14 protein-coding genes are annotated in these 17,080 nt (G+C 62.5%); 8 read left to right on the top strand and 6 right to left on the bottom strand.

From position 1 onward, the window contains the following. Window positions 1–46 precede the first annotated feature (46 nt). Together GH665_RS10400 and GH665_RS10395 are read right to left on the bottom strand one after the other, a co-directional pair. On the bottom strand, window positions 47–1,429 hold the full coding sequence (locus GH665_RS10400) for an aspartate aminotransferase family protein (protein ID WP_153138364.1): 1,383 nt from the start codon (window positions 1,427–1,429) through the stop codon (window positions 47–49). Window positions 1,430–1,469: 40 nt separating this feature from the next. Further along, complete coding sequence (locus tag GH665_RS10395) at window positions 1,470–2,807, bottom strand: glutamine synthetase family protein (RefSeq protein WP_153138366.1); 1,338 nt, start codon at window positions 2,805–2,807, stop codon at window positions 1,470–1,472. 206 nt (window positions 2,808–3,013) lie between these two features. On the opposite strand from GH665_RS10395, the gene GH665_RS10390 reads away from it, so the two are divergent. The 5 genes from GH665_RS10390 to GH665_RS10370 all read left to right on the top strand — a co-directional run bounded on the left by GH665_RS10390 (window position 3,014) and on the right by GH665_RS10370 (window position 7,580). Continuing rightward, entirely contained in the window at window positions 3,014–4,051 is a 1,038-nt protein-coding gene (locus GH665_RS10390) for an AraC family transcriptional regulator (RefSeq protein WP_167530937.1), read from the top strand. Between the two features lie 194 nt (window positions 4,052–4,245). Beyond that, window positions 4,246–5,139, top strand: a complete 894-nt coding sequence (gene aguB, locus GH665_RS10385; protein ID WP_153135793.1) for an N-carbamoylputrescine amidase — start codon at window positions 4,246–4,248, stop codon at window positions 5,137–5,139. Between the two features lie 79 nt (window positions 5,140–5,218). Next, entirely contained in the window at window positions 5,219–6,250 is a 1,032-nt protein-coding gene (locus GH665_RS10380) for a histone deacetylase family protein (protein WP_153135792.1), read from the top strand. A 135-nt stretch (window positions 6,251–6,385) separates the two neighbouring features. Further along, entirely contained in the window at window positions 6,386–7,009 is a 624-nt protein-coding gene (locus tag GH665_RS10375; RefSeq protein ID WP_153135791.1) for a glutathione S-transferase family protein, read from the top strand. 226 nt (window positions 7,010–7,235) lie between these two features. Next, on the top strand, window positions 7,236–7,580 hold the full coding sequence (locus GH665_RS10370) for a Rap1a family protein (protein WP_153135790.1): 345 nt from the start codon (window positions 7,236–7,238) through the stop codon (window positions 7,578–7,580). Between the two features lie 35 nt (window positions 7,581–7,615). Here GH665_RS10370 and GH665_RS10365 read toward each other — a convergent pair whose 3' ends face one another. Together GH665_RS10365 and fabV are read right to left on the bottom strand one after the other, a co-directional pair. Next, complete coding sequence (locus GH665_RS10365) at window positions 7,616–8,188, bottom strand: hypothetical protein (RefSeq protein WP_153135789.1); 573 nt, start codon at window positions 8,186–8,188, stop codon at window positions 7,616–7,618. A 94-nt stretch (window positions 8,189–8,282) separates the two neighbouring features. Continuing rightward, window positions 8,283–9,479, bottom strand: coding sequence for an enoyl-ACP reductase FabV (gene fabV, locus GH665_RS10360; RefSeq protein WP_153135788.1), 1,197 nt, complete (start codon window positions 9,477–9,479; stop codon window positions 8,283–8,285). Window positions 9,480–10,576: 1,097 nt separating this feature from the next. Between fabV and GH665_RS10355 the strand changes: the two genes are divergently transcribed. Next, entirely contained in the window at window positions 10,577–13,096 is a 2,520-nt protein-coding gene (locus tag GH665_RS10355; RefSeq protein WP_153135787.1) for a penicillin-binding protein 1A, read from the top strand. Window positions 13,097–13,254: 158 nt separating this feature from the next. Here the strand turns inward: GH665_RS10355 and GH665_RS10350 are convergent, their stop codons facing one another. Further along, window positions 13,255–14,373, bottom strand: a complete 1,119-nt coding sequence (locus tag GH665_RS10350) for a porin (RefSeq protein WP_153135786.1) — start codon at window positions 14,371–14,373, stop codon at window positions 13,255–13,257. A gap of 402 nt (window positions 14,374–14,775) precedes the next feature. Between GH665_RS10350 and GH665_RS10345 the strand changes: the two genes are divergently transcribed. Beyond that, on the top strand, window positions 14,776–15,156 hold the full coding sequence (locus GH665_RS10345; protein WP_246216186.1) for a hypothetical protein: 381 nt from the start codon (window positions 14,776–14,778) through the stop codon (window positions 15,154–15,156). Here GH665_RS10345 and GH665_RS10340 read toward each other — a convergent pair. Next, window positions 15,153–16,349, bottom strand: coding sequence for a hypothetical protein (locus GH665_RS10340; RefSeq protein ID WP_153135785.1), 1,197 nt, complete (start codon window positions 16,347–16,349; stop codon window positions 15,153–15,155). The two genes, GH665_RS10345 and GH665_RS10340, sit on opposite strands and share 4 nt — an antisense overlap. Before the next feature lie 96 nt (window positions 16,350–16,445). Here GH665_RS10340 and GH665_RS10335 point away from each other — a divergent pair, with 96 nt between their 5' ends. After that, window positions 16,446–17,048, top strand: coding sequence for a DUF3592 domain-containing protein (locus tag GH665_RS10335; RefSeq protein WP_153135784.1), 603 nt, complete (start codon window positions 16,446–16,448; stop codon window positions 17,046–17,048). The last annotated feature ends 32 nt before the right edge of the window (window positions 17,049–17,080 follow it).

The raw sequence follows: 17,080 nt of genomic DNA, 5'->3' as shown, positions 1-17,080 counted from the left end.
AAAGAGACAGCAGAAAGGCCGACAGTTTAGCGTCGGCCGTACCCGATCAGCCGCGATCCAGAGAGGCTCCCGTGGTCAGTTCGGCGAGGCAGGCGTCGAACATCGACACCAGTCTGTCGACGTCGGCGACCGACGTGTCGGGGCAAACCAGGATCATGTTGTGAAATGGCGTGATCAGCACGCCGCGATTGAGCAGATACAGATGAACGATCTGCTCCAGCTCCGGGTCGAGCTGGCGGCCGGCTTCCATGCCGTTGCGCGGCGGGGTTGGCGTGAACTGGAATTCGGTGCGGGCACCGACGCATGTCACGCACCATGCGAGGCCATGACGCGCGATCGCATTCGTCAGGCCCGCCTCGATCCGTTCTGCGAGCGCGAACATGTGATCGTAGGCGGCCTCGGTCATCACTTCGGCAAGCGTCGCGCGGATCGCGCTCATCGCCAGCATGTTGGCCGTCAGCGTGGTGCCGATGCCGGAGTGGCCGGGCGGGGCACTGCGCTTGGCGTGTTGCGCACGGGCCGCCAGTTCGGCGCTGAAACCGTACACCGCACACGGAAAGCCGCCGCCCACCGGTTTGCCGAGGATGAACAGGTCGGGTTCGAGGCCGTACGCCCTCGTGTAACCGCCCGGCCCGCAACTGATGGTGTGGGTTTCGTCGATGGCGAGCAGGGTGCCGTAGCGGCGCATGAGCGCTTGCGCCTCGCGCCAGTAGTCCGCCTCGGGCAGCACCATGCCGATGTTGGTCATCGCGGGCTCAGCCAGCACACAGGCCACGTCGCCGTCTTTCAGCGCGTTCTCCAGCGCGGCAAGATCGTTGAATTCGATCACACGCGTGGTTTCGAGCAGATCGTGCACCTGGCCGATCAGGCTGTCGCGCTGTTGCGGCTTGCCGTCCACGAGATCGACGAATACGTCGTCCACGGTGCCGTGATAGCAGCCGTTGAAGATCACGATCTGGCTGCGCCCGGTCGCGGCACGCGCCCAGCGCAGCGCGAAGCGGTTGGCGTCGCTCGCCGTCATTGCGAACTGCCAGTAGGGCAGTCCGAAACGGCGCGCCAGCTCTTCGCCGACCCACGCGGCGTCCTCGCCCGGCAGCATGGTCGTCAGACCGCGCTCAGCCTGGGCCGCCAGCGCGCGGGCCACGGGGGCGGGTGAATGGCCGAACATCGCGCCCGTGTCGCCGAGGCAAAAGTCGGCGTAACGATGGCCGTCCACATCGGTAAACGAGGCGCCGCGCGCCTCGTCGACATAGAGCGAGAAGGGCGTCGACCAGTCGTTCATCCAGTGCAGCGGCACACCGAACAACAGATGGCGCGCGGCGCGTTCGGACAGCGCGCGCGATGCCGGCATGGCCTCCGCAAAAGCGCGGCGCTCGCGTTCGACAAGCGCCTGCGCGTGCTCCCAGTTGATGCCGTGACGGGTATCCAAATCCTGCTTCTCCAATGACGTTTCCATAAACTGCCCGCGTTCAGACGAGCAGTTGCAGATGCTCGCGTTCCCACGCGGTGATGCCTTGCGAGAAGGTCTCGAACTCCTTTTCCTTGACCGAGCAATAGGCCTGCACGAAGTTCTCGCCGAGCACGTCGGCGAGTTCGCTGCACTTCAGGAGCGCCTTGAGGGCGTCTTCGAGACCACGCGGCAATTCGTATTCGAGGTCGTAGGCGCTTTCGACCATCGGCGCCGACACTTCCTGCTGCTCGACCATGCCGAGGTAGCCGCAGGCGAGGGTGGCCGCCATGGCCAGATACGGATTGACGTCGACCCCCGGCACGCGGTTTTCGAGCCGCCGGCCGTCTGGTCCGGAGTTCGGCACGCGGATGCCGCAGGTGCGGTTGTCGTAACCCCAGCGCACGTTGATCGGCGCGGCGGTAAACCGCGACAGGCGCCGATAGGAGTTCACGTAGGGCGCGAACATCGGCATGGCTTGCGGCATGTACTTCTGCAAACCGCCGATATAGTTGAAGAACAGCGGGCTGGCGGTGCCGTCGGGGAGCGAAAAAATGTTCTCGCCGGTTTCACGGTCGACGATGCTCTGATGAATATGCATCGCACTGCCTGGTTCATGCTCCATCGGCTTGGCCATGAACGTCGCGAAAATGCCATGGCGGAAGGCGGTTTCTCGAACCGCCCGCTTGAACAGGAACACGCGGTCGGCGAGATCGAGCGCGTCGCCGTGAGAAAAATTGATCTCCATTTGTCCCGCGCCGACTTCATGCACCAGCGTTTCGACGCCGAGATGTGTGGTCTCGCAGAAACGCGAAAGCTCCTGGAAGAACGGATCGAATTCGTTGACGGCGTCGATCGAGAACGACTGGCGTCCCGCTTCGTGACGCCCCGCGCGGCCGAGTGGCGGGCGCAGCGGTTCATGCGGATTCTTGTTCTGCGCGATCAGGTAGAACTCCATCTCCGGCGCAACCACGGGGCGCCAGCCTTTTTCCTCATAGAGCTTCAGTACGCGCCGCAACACCGCGCGCGGTGAAATGCCGATCGGCGCGCCGTCGAGTCCGACGCAATCGTGGATCACCACTGCGACCTGCTCGATCGCCCACGGCACGAGCCGCACCGTGTTCGGATCGGGAATGCAGACCATGTCGGGATCGCTCGGTCCGACAAAGCGCTCGAAATCCGCGAACTCGCCGTTGACTGTGATCATCAGCAACGCGTTCGACATGTGCATCTTGCCTTCCGAGAGAAACAGGTTCTTCGGCACGATCTTGCCGCGCGCAACGCCCGTCATGTCCGGTATCACGCATTCCACTTCGTGGATGTGGTGATGTTCCAGGAACTCGCGTAGATCGTCGCGCAGGTCGCTTTGCAAGGTTGACTCCAGTCGGTTGATGAAGACGGCGCGAAGCAGGGCGGGGGCGGCAAACCTTGCGCGACGCGCTGCCTGTTCGGGAAAGCTGGGCGTTTTGCATCATGAGATTTCATCAAATCATGACACGGATTTTTTCTTTTGGGAAATTTGATCAAATATCATCGATTCATCGAGGGAACCCGAGAGATCTGCCCATGACCGATGCGCCGTGTTCCCAATGCCCGTCGCCGGCCCAATGCGTTGCGACCCTGCATACGATTGCCGCCGCCGTCTCGCTGCTGGAGCGGCAGGGGATTGGCGCCGACGTGTTGCTGGCGGGAAGCGGCGTCGGCGCAGGCGATCTGCGGCAGCCGTCCGGGCTTGTCACGCACGCGCAGGAACTGATGGTGTTCGCCAACGCGCTGCGCGCCTGCGGCGATACGCGTATTGGTCTCGACATTGGCCGCGCCATGCATATTTCGAGCTACGGCATCCTCGGTTACGCGATGCTGGTGAGTCCCACGCTCGGCGACGCGCTGCAATGCGCCCAGGACTTTCCCGTACTGCTCGGAAGTTACTTCAAGGTTTCGCTGCGCCGCAACGCGGAGGAAGCCGCGATCGTCGCGGCCGATTATCACTACCGGCCGGATCTCGCTGTGATCAATACCGACATGTGTCTCGCCTCGATGTGGGCGATCGTCTGCGACGTGCTGTCGGCACGGCGCGCGCCGGATACGCTTAAGGTGACGTTCAACGCACCCGCTCACGCGGATGCCTACGAAGCGCGCATAGGCCGTCACGCCACGTTCGACGCCACCGAAAACGCCCTGATTTTTCCGGCCAGCTGGCTCGACGAACCGCTCCCGCTCGCCGAGCCGGTGAGCTATCTGATGTCGCGCCAGCAATGCGCACAACTGGAGCGCGAATGGGCCACCGCGGCGGGCAACGACGTGACCGCGCGCAGCTTGCGCCTGCTGTATTCCGACCCCTGCCGCTACGGTTCGCTGCGCGCGCTCGCCGATGCGCTGTGCGTGTCGGAGCGCACTCTCAGGCGACGCCTGGCGGGCAGCGGCTCCGCCTTCCAGACGCTACTCGACCGCGTGCGCCACGATCTCGCGCTCGACTATCTGACGCGTACGCGACTGTCGATGTCGGATATTGCCGAGCGGCTCGGCTATAGCGAAACGGCGGGCTTCCGGCACGCGTTCCGCCGCTGGACGGGCCATTGTCCGAGCGATTACCGCTACGCCTGACTGGCGGTTCTGTCGAAACGTCCCTCGAAGCCGACGTACCGGCCGGCGCAACCTCGTGCCGCAAAGTCTCCTCATGAACGACTGACGCCGGGCCACATTGGCCACATTTATCCCCTCGATGACCGCTTCTCCGTTATCGCTCACTCGCGCACCTCGGGCAGAATTTTCCCAGACGAATACAAGGGAGACATGAGATGCGTGCAGTCAGCGTGGCGGCAATCCAGTTGGCCGTACCTGGATGGGATCGCGAGGCGAATCTCGCCGAGGCCGAGCGCCTCGTGCGTGAAGCGGCGGCACAGGGCGCACAGGTGATTCTGCTGCCCGAGTTGTTCGAGTTGCCGTATTTCTGCACCGAACAGGATTCAAAGCACTTCCGTCATGCGCTGCCGTTCGAGGGCCATCCCGCCATTACGCGGTTTAGCCGCGTCGCGGCAGAGTTGGACGTGGTCCTGCCGATCAGTTTCTTCGAACGGGCCGGCAACGTCTTCTACAACACGGTGGCGATGATCGACGCCGATGGCCGCGTGCTCGGCCGCTACCGCAAAACCCATATCCCCGACGGCCCGGGCTACAGCGAGAAGTACTACTTCACGCCCGGCGACACAGGTTTCCGCGTCTGGCCGACGCGTTACGGCACACTCGGCGTCGGTATCTGCTGGGACCAGTGGTTCCCGGAGACGGCCCGCGCGATGGCGCTGCTCGGTGCAGAACTGCTGTTCTATCCGACCGCGATCGGCAGCGAACCGCAAGACCCGTCGCTCGACAGCAGCCCGCACTGGCAGCGTGTGATGCAGGGCCACGCAGGCGCGAACCTGGTGCCGCTGATCGCCGCGAATCGCACCGGCCGCGAGCAAGGCCGCGACTTCCCGCAGCGCTATTACGGCTCGTCGTTCATCGCCGATCAGTATGGCGAGCAGGTGAAGAAAGCAGGGCGTGACGAGCCCGCGATCCTGCTGCATCGTTTCGATCTGGATGCGGTTGCCGCGACACGCCATGCATGGGGCGTATTTCGCGACCGGCGGCCGGCCTGCTACGGCATCCTCGCGACGAGCGATGGCGTACGCCGGACTCAGGAGGGCGCACCCTGAGCATCGTATCCACGAGTGTGACGGACCCCGCCGGATTGAGTGACGGATTCAAGCAGCAAGCATTCTGAGGAGACATTGCATGTTGACTGTATATAGCGATCGGCACCGGCTGCATCATGGCCACGCTGAATTGATCGACGGCGAAATGAAGCCTTGCTTCGAGATGCCGAGCCGCGCTGATTTCATCCTGGAACGGGTGCGCGAAACGAAACTCGGCGACGTGATTGCGCCCGCATCGTTCGGACTCGATCCGGTGCAGCGTATTCACGACAAAGGCTTCATTGCGTTTCTTGGCAGCGCGTGGGACGAATGGAGCGCGCTCGGCCGCAAACATGACGCGCTGCCGCTCATATGGCCGGTGCGCGGCATGCGCCAGGACCGCGTGCCGGAAGATATCGACGGCAAGCTAGGCTACTACTCGATGGATGCGGGTGTGCCGATCACCGCAGGTACGTGGGCCGCCGTCAGCGACGCGGTGAACGTGGCGCTCACCGGCGCGCGCCACGTGAGGGAAGGCGCGCGCGGCGCATTTTCGTTATGCCGCCCGCCTGGGCACCACGCCGCGGCGGACTATATGGGCGGCTACTGCTATATCAACAACGCGGCGGTGGCGGCGCAGTCGTTCCTCGATGCGGGCGCAACACGCGTGGCGATTCTCGACGTCGATTATCACCACGGCAACGGCACGCAAAGCATTTTCTATCAGCGTTCGGACGTATTGTTCGCGTCGTTGCATGGCGATCCGCGCACTGAGTATCCGTTCTTTCTCGGCCACGCCGACGAAACCGGCGCGGGCGCGGGCCTCGGCTACAACGCGAACTTCCCGCTGCAACCGGGTACGGCGTGGGCGGACTATACGGTGGCGCTCGACGCGGCGTGCGCGCGTGTCGCCGATTACGCGCCGGATGCACTGGTGGTGTCGCTCGGTGTCGATACTTTCGAAGAAGACCCGATTTCGCAATTCAAGCTGCGCAGCGCGGACTATCTGCGCATAGGCGAGGCGATCGGACGATTGGGGAAACCGACGTTGTTCGTGATGGAAGGTGGCTATGCAGTCGCGGCGATTGGGGTGAATGCGGTGAATGTGCTGGCGGGGTTTGAGTCGGTTTGAGTCAGGTTGGCGGGCTGGCCCTGTGCACTGCGCGCAAAGTGTCCATGTCCGCTTTGTCACGTCGCGGATACGCTACGATTCGAACCGGATTCCCGGTGTATTCCTCCATAGCGACCGAACGGGCAGCGACCAGCCATGCTTCAGATACTAGGCAAAGCCTCATCCATCAACGTCCGCAAAGTGCTGTGGGCATGTACCGAACTCGGCCTGCCGTTTGAACGGGAAGATTGGGGCTCAGGATTCAGGACGACCAACGTGCCCGAATTCGTCGCTTTGAACCCGAATGCAATGGTGCCGGTGATCCGGGACGGCGAGTTCGTGCTGTGGGAGTCCAACTCGATCATCCGTTATCTGGCCGGCCGTTATGGTGGCGAGTTCCTCTACCCGGGGGACCCTTGCGAACGCGCGAAATGCGATCAATGGATCGACTGGCAGGCGAGCGAACTGAATCGGGCGTGGAGCTACGCGTTTCTGGCGCTGGTCCGCAATTCGCCGGCGCATCAGGATCCGCAGCAAATCGACCTGTCTTGCGTAAATTGGACCCGGCATATTGCGATCGTCGACCGGCAACTGGAGACGACCGGTGCCTTCATCGCCGGACCATCGTTCTCGCTTGCGGACATCCCGATCGCGCTCTCGATCAACCGCTGGCTCGAAACGCCGCTACAGCATGGCGGTTTTCCCGCGCTGACGGCTTACATGGCGCGCCTGGCCACGCGTCCTGGCTACCTGGCGTATTGCCGCAACGGCACGCCGTAAGCCGTGCGGTTACTCCACCAGGGCGGCGCCCTGCTGTGCCGCCTTGGCGAACAGGCCGACGCTGCCGAACTGTGGCGATGTTGGCGTGACGGGCCCGTTCGCAGGCGAATGCTTACAAAAATACCGGTCAAATGCTTACGAAAGTCCAGGTGCAGGGTGCTTCTGTGTAGCTCGGCGCGACTCGCCTACAATGGCCGGTTTCGCAACACAGATTGAAGGTTTGAAGATGCGAGTACTGAAATTTGCACTGGCTGTGCTGACAGCCTGTTGTACGCTCAACGCAAGCGCCGAGATGACGGCGGCGCAATATAAGCTCTGGGCGCATACCGACAACAACTCGGTGTACGCGGCTTACATTACGGGCACGATCAACGCACTGGGTTGGGCGAACGGGGACCTGGTGTCGAAGAAACGTCCGCCGCTGTTCTGTCCGCCGCCAAACCTGGCAATCGGCAACCAGAACGTCTATCCGCTGCTCGATCAGTTTTTCACCAATCATCCGAGTATTTCAGACGACTTTCCGATCGGGCTCGCCATTCTGCGCTCGCTTCAGGGGGCGTTTCCCTGCTGACAGGCAGTTGGCCGGGCAGTTGACAGGCAGTTCGGCTACGAGGCCATTCGAAATGCGTCTACCGCCCATATCTCGTTCGCGAGAACAGACGGCTGCGAGCGGGCAAGCCACTCCGTCAGCGGCGTAAGGCTGATGCCTGGCGCAACCGAACCGCCGAATGCCTCGGAAACGAACGGCGCGCCATCGTCCGGGCGACGGACGACCTGAACGATATGGGTGATACCGCGCGGCCGGGGATGATTGGCCGCCCATGCGGGTTCGCCCATTTTCAAACCGATGGTTGCGCAGCGCGCAAGCGCGTCGGCCGTGACCTCGGCCCCCTCAAGAATGAATCCTGTGCGGTGCTCGATCTCGTGGATGATCCGGTCGGACCACACGTGCAGGGCTTCGATGCTGTCAGCGGCGAAGATCGTGCGGGAGGCCGCCGCGTTTTCCGCTTGCAGGGCCTGGGCGAGAAGCAGGGCGGTCCATCCTGAGCAATCGATGACCGGCGGGGACGCTGAAAGTCCTTCGGACTTGACGCCGCGCCGGTATCCGACCCGACCTGTATAGCGCTGTACGAGTTGCCACATCGCCGCTTCGCCAGCTTTGCCCGCTTCGAAGGTCATCGCGTGCCAGACCTCATGGGTTTAGCCCTGGATGGGCGACCGACTGCAACTCAAATTTTTCAGGCAAGCGGGGCAGTGGATGCCCCGCGAAGACTCAGATCTGCACGAGCCCGGGGATCTGCACGTCCGGGTTGACGTCGGCTTCATAGTCCACGCCGGCGATCTCGAATCCGAACAGACGCAGGAAGTCGGTCTTGTAGCCGCTGAAGTCGGTGAGTTCGTAGATGTTGTTGTCGTTCACCTGGGTCCAGAGTGCCTGGACACGTGCCTGCACCTCGGGATCGAGTTCCTTGTAGTCGGCGCGCAGACGGCCTTCTTCATCGATGTGCGGCGTTGCGCCGTACATGCTGTCTTTGTAGAGACCGTAGACCTGCTCGATACAGCCTTCGTGCGTGCCTTTTTCCTTCATGACCTTGAAGAGCAGCGACAGATACAGCGGCATCATGGGGATCGCGGAGCTTGCTTGCGTGACGACAGCCTTGAGCACCGAGACGCGTGCATCGCCGCCCTTGGCCGCCAGTTTCTCGCGGATGCCGAGCACTTTCTGGTCGAGGTCTTTCTTGGCCGCGCCGATCGAGCCGTTCCAGTAGATATCGTGCGTGATTTTTTCGCCGAGATAGGTGAACGCGGTCGTTTTCGCGCCGTCGGCGAGCACGCCGGCGTCGAGGAGGGCGTCGATCCACATCTGCCAGTCTTCGCCGCCCATCACTGCGACGGTGTTGTCGATTTCTTCTTGTGTGGCGGGTTCGAGGACCGTTTCCTTGACGACTTCCTTGTCGGTGTCGATGCCGCGCAGCTTGACGGCCTTGCCGACCGGCTTCAGGGTCGAGGTGAACACTTCACCGGTTTTCGGATGCGTGCGTTTGGGTGCTGCCAGGCTGTAGACGACCAGGTCGACCTGACCGAGATTGCGCTTGATGACTTCGATGGTGCGTTGCTTGACTTCATCGGAGAAGGCATCGCCGTTGATGCTGGTCGCGTACAGGCCTTTTTCTTTTGCGAATTTTTCGAAGGCTGCGGTGTTGTACCAGCCGGCCGTACCGGCTTTGGTTTCGCTGCCGGCGCGTTCGAAGAAGACGCCGAGCGTGGCGGCGTCGGAGCCGAATGCGGCGCTGATGCGGGCGGCGAGGCCGTAGCCGGTTGAGGCGCCGATCACGAGCACTTTTTTCGGGCCATTGGCAATGGGGCCGCGTGTCTTGACGTATTCGATCTGTTCCTTGACGTTGGCTTCGCAGCCGGTCGGATGGGTCGATACACAGATGAAGCCACGCACGCGCGGTTTGATGATCATGAAGCACCTCTTGTCAGAATTGCCGACATTATAGAGGGGAAGGGTTTGGGGTTGTTCAGGGCCTGGGTTTGTTTGGCGGTGCCGCTTTGGTTTTTCTTGCTGTGGTCGTGGTCTGTTCTGTTGTTGGGCTTTTGGTCTTTTGGTCTTTGGGCCTTTCCTTGATTTGTTAGTGGTCTATTAGCGTTGCCCCTGTGCGGGGCGGCACCTACTTCTCTTTGCCGGCCGCAAAGAGAAGTAGGCAAGAGAAAGCGGCTTTACACCGCAAGCTCATAAGCGGGTCCCCCGCACAGTAGCGCTAGTGGTGCATCTGGAATCCGTGCCCCCGCACACTCCACGTTAGCGACAAGGCACTCATCAGCTCCCACTCCGCACTGCGTGCGTCGCGGACGGGTCTGCCCGGGAAACCAGCGGCTTCGCTTCGCGCAGCGGGAGCCATTGGCTTCGCCTCGGCGAAACGCTCCCGCTCCGATTGGCGAATCCCACCTCAACTGGAACGTCAGTGTGGCGCTTTCGCGGTGCGATCGTAATCGCTGCCGCGGTTGCGCTGGCAGCAGCAAGGCAACGGCGAATCAGGGAACAAGGGAAAGCGGGAAAGCGAAACCCCGCCTGGTGACAGCGATGCAACGGCGAACCGGGAACGGGATAAATCGGGGCAGCAAGAACCTGGCGGGCGGCGTTATGAACCGGGTATCGGCGCGCGCAGCGCCGCCGGAGGTATGACGGCCTTATCACTGAGGCCGAATGTGCGAGAACACAGATTCCAGATGCACCACTACCGTGGCTGTGCGGGGGACCCGCTTAAGAATTAGCGGTTTGAGCCGCTTTCTCTTGCCTACTTCTCTTTGCGGCCGGCAAAGAGAAGTAGGTGCCGCCCCGCACAGGGGCAACGCTAATAGACCACTAACAAATCAAGGAAAGGCCCAAAGACCAACCCAAACAGACCACGAACAAATCAAGGAAAGGCCAAAAGACCAACAGCAGAACAGACCACGACCACAGCACGGCAACGCCAAAAACCCACCTCAACAACAAAACCACCAGCCAGCCCCTGCTACGATGCTGCCTTCGTCAAAGCAGAACGACAACGGTACCCTCGAGTGAAGCGCCTGATCCCCCAACTCCTGCAGACCCTTGAAAAAGGGCTAACCCTGGCAAACCAACCCATCGCCAGAGCCTTCTGGCACCTGCGCCACCCCACGCTGCGCGGCATGGCATGGGCCTGCGCCGCAATCCCCGCGCTCTTCGTGGTGTATGTGCTGGCCCTGATCCCGTTCACGCCCAGCATCGGCGATATCCGTAAGGCGAAAATCGAGCAGCCGGCGCAAATCCTCTCGGCAGACGGCAAACTGCTGGCCGAATTCAAGCCCTCGAACCGCGAGTGGGTAAAACTCCAGGACATCTCGCCAAACGTGGTGAACGCGCTAATCGCCACGGAAGACCACCGTTTTTACCAGCATTTCGGCCTGGATTGGCGTCGCACAGCATCGGCCGCGCTGCACACGTTTTCCGGCGACCGCCAGGGTGGCTCGACCATCACCCAGCAACTCGCCCGCAACCTTTACCCCGATGAGATTGGCCGTGCGCCCACGCTGACCCGCAAGATCAAGGAGGCGATCACGGCCTTCAAGATCGAGGCGCTCTACACCAAGGACGAGATCCTCGAGACCTATCTCAACACGGTGCCGTTCCTCTACAACGCCTACGGCATCGAGATGGCGGCACGAACCTATTTCGGCAAATCGGCCGGTGAACTGAACGTGCTGGAAAGCGCGACGCTCACCGGCATGCTCAAAGGCAACAGCTACTACAACCCGGTGCTCAACCCGGAACGCGCCCTGCAACGGCGCAATACGGTGCTGGCGCAAATGGTCAAGTACGGCAAGCTCACGCCCGCGGCCTACGCGACACTCTCACGCCGTCCGCTGCGGATCGATTTCGAGCGGCAAACCGAGCCGCCCGGACCCGCGCCGCACTTCGCACAGCAACTGCGCAGGTGGCTCGCGGCCTGGGCGGATCGCAACGACTACAACATGTATTCCGACGGGCTCGTGGTGCGCACCACCATCGACTCACGCCTGCAAACCATGGCCACCCAGGCCGTGACCTTGCAGGGCAACCAGTTGCAAGGCATCGCCAACTCGGCGTGGGGCACGCGCGCGGCTTGTTCGAACGGCCGCGATCTGCTGCAAACTTTCCTGCGCGAAACACCCGACTATCGCGCCGCGAAAGATGCGGGCCTGACGGACGACGAAGCGCTCAAGCGCGTCTCATCCGATCGCAACCTGGTGCAGTCGGTGTGCGAATCCAAAACCCGGGTACAGGCGGACTTTCTGGCGATGGACCCACGCAACGGTCAAATCAAGGCGTGGGTCGGCAGCCGTGACTTCAGCCAGGATCCGTTCGACCACGTCCAGCAGGCACGACGTCAGCCAGGATCGACCTTCAAACCGTTCGTCTACGCCGCGGCCTTCGAAGACGGCGCCAAACCCTCCGACACGTTTGTCGACAAAGCCATCGAGATCCCGCTGGCCGGCGGCGAAGTCTGGCGGCCAAACGACGAGGATGAGCCGAGCGAACGCGCCATCAGCCTGCGCGATGGCCTCGCGTATTCCCGCAACCGGATCACGGCCCAGTTGATGGAAACGGTCGGTCCGAACAAGGTCGCGCGACTGGCGCGCGCCATGGGCGTGCGCGACAGCGAACTCGATCCGGTGCCGTCGCTCGCGCTCGGCACGAGTCCGGTGACGCTGAAGGAAATGGTCTCGGCCTACGGCACGATCGCCAACCTCGGCGGCTACGTGGAGCCGGTGATGGTCACGCGTATCGAAGACCGCAACGGCGAAGTGCTGGCTGAATTCGCGCCCGCGCCGCCCAAGCAGGAGTTGCCCCCCGACGCCGCCCGCACGCTCGTCGACGTGATGCGCGACGTGGTGAGCCGGGGCACGGGCTCGAGCATTCGCAGCCGCTTCGGCGTTCGCGGCGACGTCGCGGGCAAGACGGGCACCACGCAAGGTAACGCCGACGGCTGGTTCATCCTGATCCAGCCGCAGCTCGTGGCAGGCGCGTGGGTCGGCTTCAACGACAGCCGGGTGACCTTGCGCAGCGACTATTGGGGCCAGGGGGCGCACAGCGCGTTGCCAATCGTCGGCGACTTTTTCCAGCGCGCGCAACGCTCGAAGCTGATCGACAGCCGGGTCAGATTCGCGACCGATCAGCAGCCGGGCTGGTTTGCGGAACGCTCGGGCAGGTTGCGCGAGTGGTTCCAGCATCTGTTCACGGCGCAGTCCACGAAGACTGAAGCGCCGGTCGTCAAGCGCAATACGACACGACACGTGCCTGCCGCCACCGCGCCTGCACCGACGCCTGCGCCGGCGTCCGCTGTGGATGTCGAACCGAAACCGTTGGCCGCGCAGCCGCCGCTTCTTCAAGCGCCTGGGCCGGCGAGTGGGGCGGTGAATGGTGCAGCGAACGGCTCCGTCGACGGTGAGGCGCATGGCAGCGGCGAGCCGGCTTTGGCGCCGACGCCCACGCCGGACGACATCGCTCCGCCGGACGCAGGCGGCAGCGCGGCCCACTCACTGCCGAGCGCACCGGCCAGCGCGAGCGCAGCGCCGTGAGGGCTTCACGAGCGTTCCGCCGTCAGGACCTCGCCGCCTTCGCCGTGCCTGCCGCCGCTCGACAGGAACGCGGCAAACCATGATTCGCGCGGGCTGCTTCAGGCGCACCCGCCGTCGGGCAACGAGGCTTCCGTGCCACGCTGCCGCGGCGGTTCGCGTTAGAACCGGTGCGTCATGCCCACCGTCGCAAGAATCTGCTTCGTTCCAGGTGCGGTCACGGTCACACCCGGCCAGCTCACCGTAGCCGTGCCGTTGTTCTTCATGTAGCCCGCCCGCATGTACAGGCTCGTGCGTTGAGATATCGAGTGATCGACACCCAGCTCGATGCCTGGCGTGTTGTCATGCGTGCCGCGCACATTGCGCTGAACTCCGGCAATCTCGATCACGTCGACTGGCGTGGCCTGAATCGTGGCGCCCAACTCCGCAATGCTCAGCGAGTGCCCGGTGCCCAGATGAGCGGCCAGCGACCCTGGCGCCGGGTCTTGCGCACGGTTATAGGAATAGTTGAACTGGAAGTTCACGATGCCGATCCGGTAAGCGAGCGCGCCAATGAAGTGCTCGGTGCCCAACAGGCTCAGCGCGGCAGGCAAGCCGGCAATGGTTTCCCGCCCGGAGTGCTGGTTGACGTACGCAACGCCGGCGTAGAAACCGTAGCCGGAGTAGTTGGCCGCGACGTTCAGCATGTTGCCTGTCGTGGCCGGCACAGGCTGCGTCACCGTGGCGGCGAACGCATACATGCCGTAGAACTGCAGGCCTTTGAGATTCGGCGATTGATACATGACCGAATTGCTGGCGCGGCCGGAATCGTATTGCGTCGAGAGCGTGTTCCGGTCCACCGCGAGGACCGTGGCCGAAAACGGCGACAGCACCTCGTTCGCGCGAAACGGATCGGACGGATAGATGACCCGGAAGCTGGGTTCGTACTGCCGTCCCATGGTCAACGAACCGTATTTGTCGTCGCTCAGACCGACCCAGGCCTGGCGATAGAAGAGCGCGGAGGTGTCGGCGAACAGCCCGCCGTTGTTCACGTTAAAACCCGTTTCGACGTTGAACTGCGCCTTCAGGCCGCCGCCCAGGTCTTCCGTACCCTTCAGGCCGAACAGGGAACCGGTCGAGCCGCCGCTTTTCTCTGCATACGAATGGACGCCGCCGTTATCCAGATACTGAATGTTCGCATCGACGACGCCATACAAGGTCACACTTGACTCGGCGGCCGCGGCGCCACCGGCGGCAAGAATCAGCGTCGCTCCGCAAACGCCATGATTGATAAAACGCATGCATGTCTCCTCTTTTTATATCCGCTTGTAGCGGACTTGATTGCACTGTCTTTATGCGGGAGCGCGTGGGGTCCGAATTCTTCGACCCTGGCGACCCCGACCGGTCGCGGCAAAATGGAATGACCGTGCTAATTTCAAGTCAACTGGCGGGATAAAGCCAGTGCATTGTTTTTATGAGAAGAGTGCAGATACTGCATGGCAGGAAAAGACCGGAGAAGCGCGGCTCAGGCCGGCGCAATCGCCTGAGTCGTCCAGCCGGCCGAGGCTTGGCGAAGTCCCGTCCCGGCGGCACCTGGCGGCGATTGTTCAAGCGCATGCAACAGTGTTTTCAGTAGAGGAGGCTGATCTGGCGCGCCTGATTGCGGATAATTTCGGGATTGGAAAAACAGTTAATAAATGTAGATGAGCAGCTTCAACCCTATTTTTTCAGATCACACATCCGGTGAGGAGCGGGCACCCGCAGCGTCGCAGCGCCAAAACCAGCTGGCCACCCGGGCGCGCCTGCTTCTCGCGGCGATCGCCACGTGCGCGAGCCTTGTGGGATGTGCATCGTCGACCGATGTTGTCGCTACCGACAAACCCGGCACTTACACCGTTGCGGCGAGCGCAACCGGCGGCCGGATGGCCTGGGCTCGGGCGCATGAACACGCGGTAAGCGAGGCGCGCGATTTCTGCGAACGTCGCGGCATGCAAAGCAGTGTCACGACTGAAACGGTGAGCGGCGTGGAGATGATGACCGAGCACGCATCGTCGGTGAATTTCGAATGCCATCCGAAGTTCTAGGGGTGCGGGGAAACGGGCGACGCCGTGTCGTCGATCAGCGTGAATCCATGCTCGGCGCTCCATTGACGGCGACGCGTCGCGTAGTCGTCGGCCGCCATCGCGGTGCAGATAAAGGTGGGGCCGCCGCCGCACCAGTCGATGGTCAGTGTTTTCGAGAACACCTTTAACCCGGTGGCCACGCCATCGACAAATATGTCGCCTTGCGGTCGCCGGAGCAGGGCAAGCGGATCGTCGAGCGTGCGCAAAGACTCGGGCAGCCAATGACGGCATTCGACAACCGGCGATCCCGGCGGCCCCGGCGGCGGCTCCTCGTGCGCATGCCGTTTTGCGAGGTCTTCGACGAGCGACTCCTGTAGCCAGAGGTCCTGCACGGCGACGAAGCGCTCAGGCCTGCCTGTGGCGATCAATTCTGCGAGCGGCACCACCGAGGGTTGATCGTGCGTAAGCGGACTGACCCGCCCCTTGACGTCTGTCTCGGTGACCTCGTCAAGTTCCCAGAAGCGCGACTCGCGGCAGTGGTACAGAACGCGCTCCCGACGGTCGAATACGTACAGCCCCCATGCGCCGCGACTTGGCATGGGGGACACGAAGTAGCGTCCATCGCGGGAAAAGCGAGCCGATGCGCCGCCATTGAGCAGCACGATGCCGTCGGGGAGCAGAAAGTCGCAGACGACCGGGCCGCCCATGGCAATCTCTTCCGCACAGATCACGCGGACTGGCTCGTTTTCGGGTGTCTGGACAGGCTCGTCACCGCCCCAGGCGCTGCCGCCACGTGGGCCGTCGTGAACGGCGCGCGCAGGACGCTCAGCATTCTGCCCGGCTGGCTCAGATTCGACCGTGCGCGGCCTCAGTCCAATGCGCCGTTCGAATGCCTCCAGCGCCAGCACGGAAATCGCCCAAACACCAATGCCAGCCGGTATTCCGAGCACGAGATGAGGCACCTCGAGGGCCGTGCGGATGCCGAGTCCAATCGGCCAGCACAGCTTGACGAGCGAGAGCCAATGGGTGCGGAGAACGGTAAATCGACTCTGCAGCCATTCGAACAGCGCGATAGAAAGCCAGCCCGCGAGACCCCATTGCAGCGGTAGCTTTGCGCTCGCCCATGTCACCAGAACAATGACCGCGAATTCGGCGAGCATGTGCCACTTACTCGCGTGCGGCCGTTCAGTTGAATCGTTTGTATTTTCGGCCATTGCCAGATCAATGAAATACCATAGCGCGACATCATAATAAAATCCCGCGTCGTCGTGATTATTCGTGCGTGCACGTCCATTGAAGCGCTATATCCAATGAAAATCTTTTTTTCCACTATCCGTTCGATTGTCCTCATTCTGGTCGGACTGGTGGTTCTGATTGCTGCCATAAAAGGGCTTTGCGATGCCGCCACACTCTGGCAGGCACGCAACTGGCCCGCGGTCACGGCGCGCGTCGATCAATGTTCGTTGGACAGGCGCTATGGCAAGCGCGATTCGTGGTGGGAAGTCACGGCTGCGTTTAGTTACGGGAACGGTTTCGAGCAGCATTACCAGGAAACCTGGACGCCCCCGGATTCGCCGAGGTATAGCCGTGGGCCGGATCCTGTCGTGAACCCGAGCGAGGAGGAAGCCCTCGCCAGAAAGTTTTGCGCCCGAGCCGCTGCGGAAGGACTACGGGTGTCGGCCGATCATCCCTCGTTAGCGTGGCGAAGCGAAGCAGTCGAGACCGGCGAATGGAAGATGGATCTGGGGATGGGGCTGGGGTTCAGCCTCGCTGGCCTGCTTTTGATCGCTGTCGGCGTGGCGCTATGGCCGGGAAGAGAAGCCGCGGTGAAGTCGGCTAAAGCAAGAAAACTGCGCCAGGCGGCGAGGGCGGGGCGGGAGAAAGCAGGCAAGAGCCGTCGGGCCGATTCATAACCCAAACCGCCTGAACCGCCTGCCTCTCTTGC

The organism is Paraburkholderia agricolaris (genome assembly GCF_009455635.1).
In the GTDB taxonomy this organism is placed as follows: Bacteria; Pseudomonadota; Gammaproteobacteria; order Burkholderiales; family Burkholderiaceae; genus Paraburkholderia; species Paraburkholderia agricolaris.
Note: the sequence above shows the minus strand (reverse complement) of the source record. Positions and strands in the feature narration are given on the sequence as shown.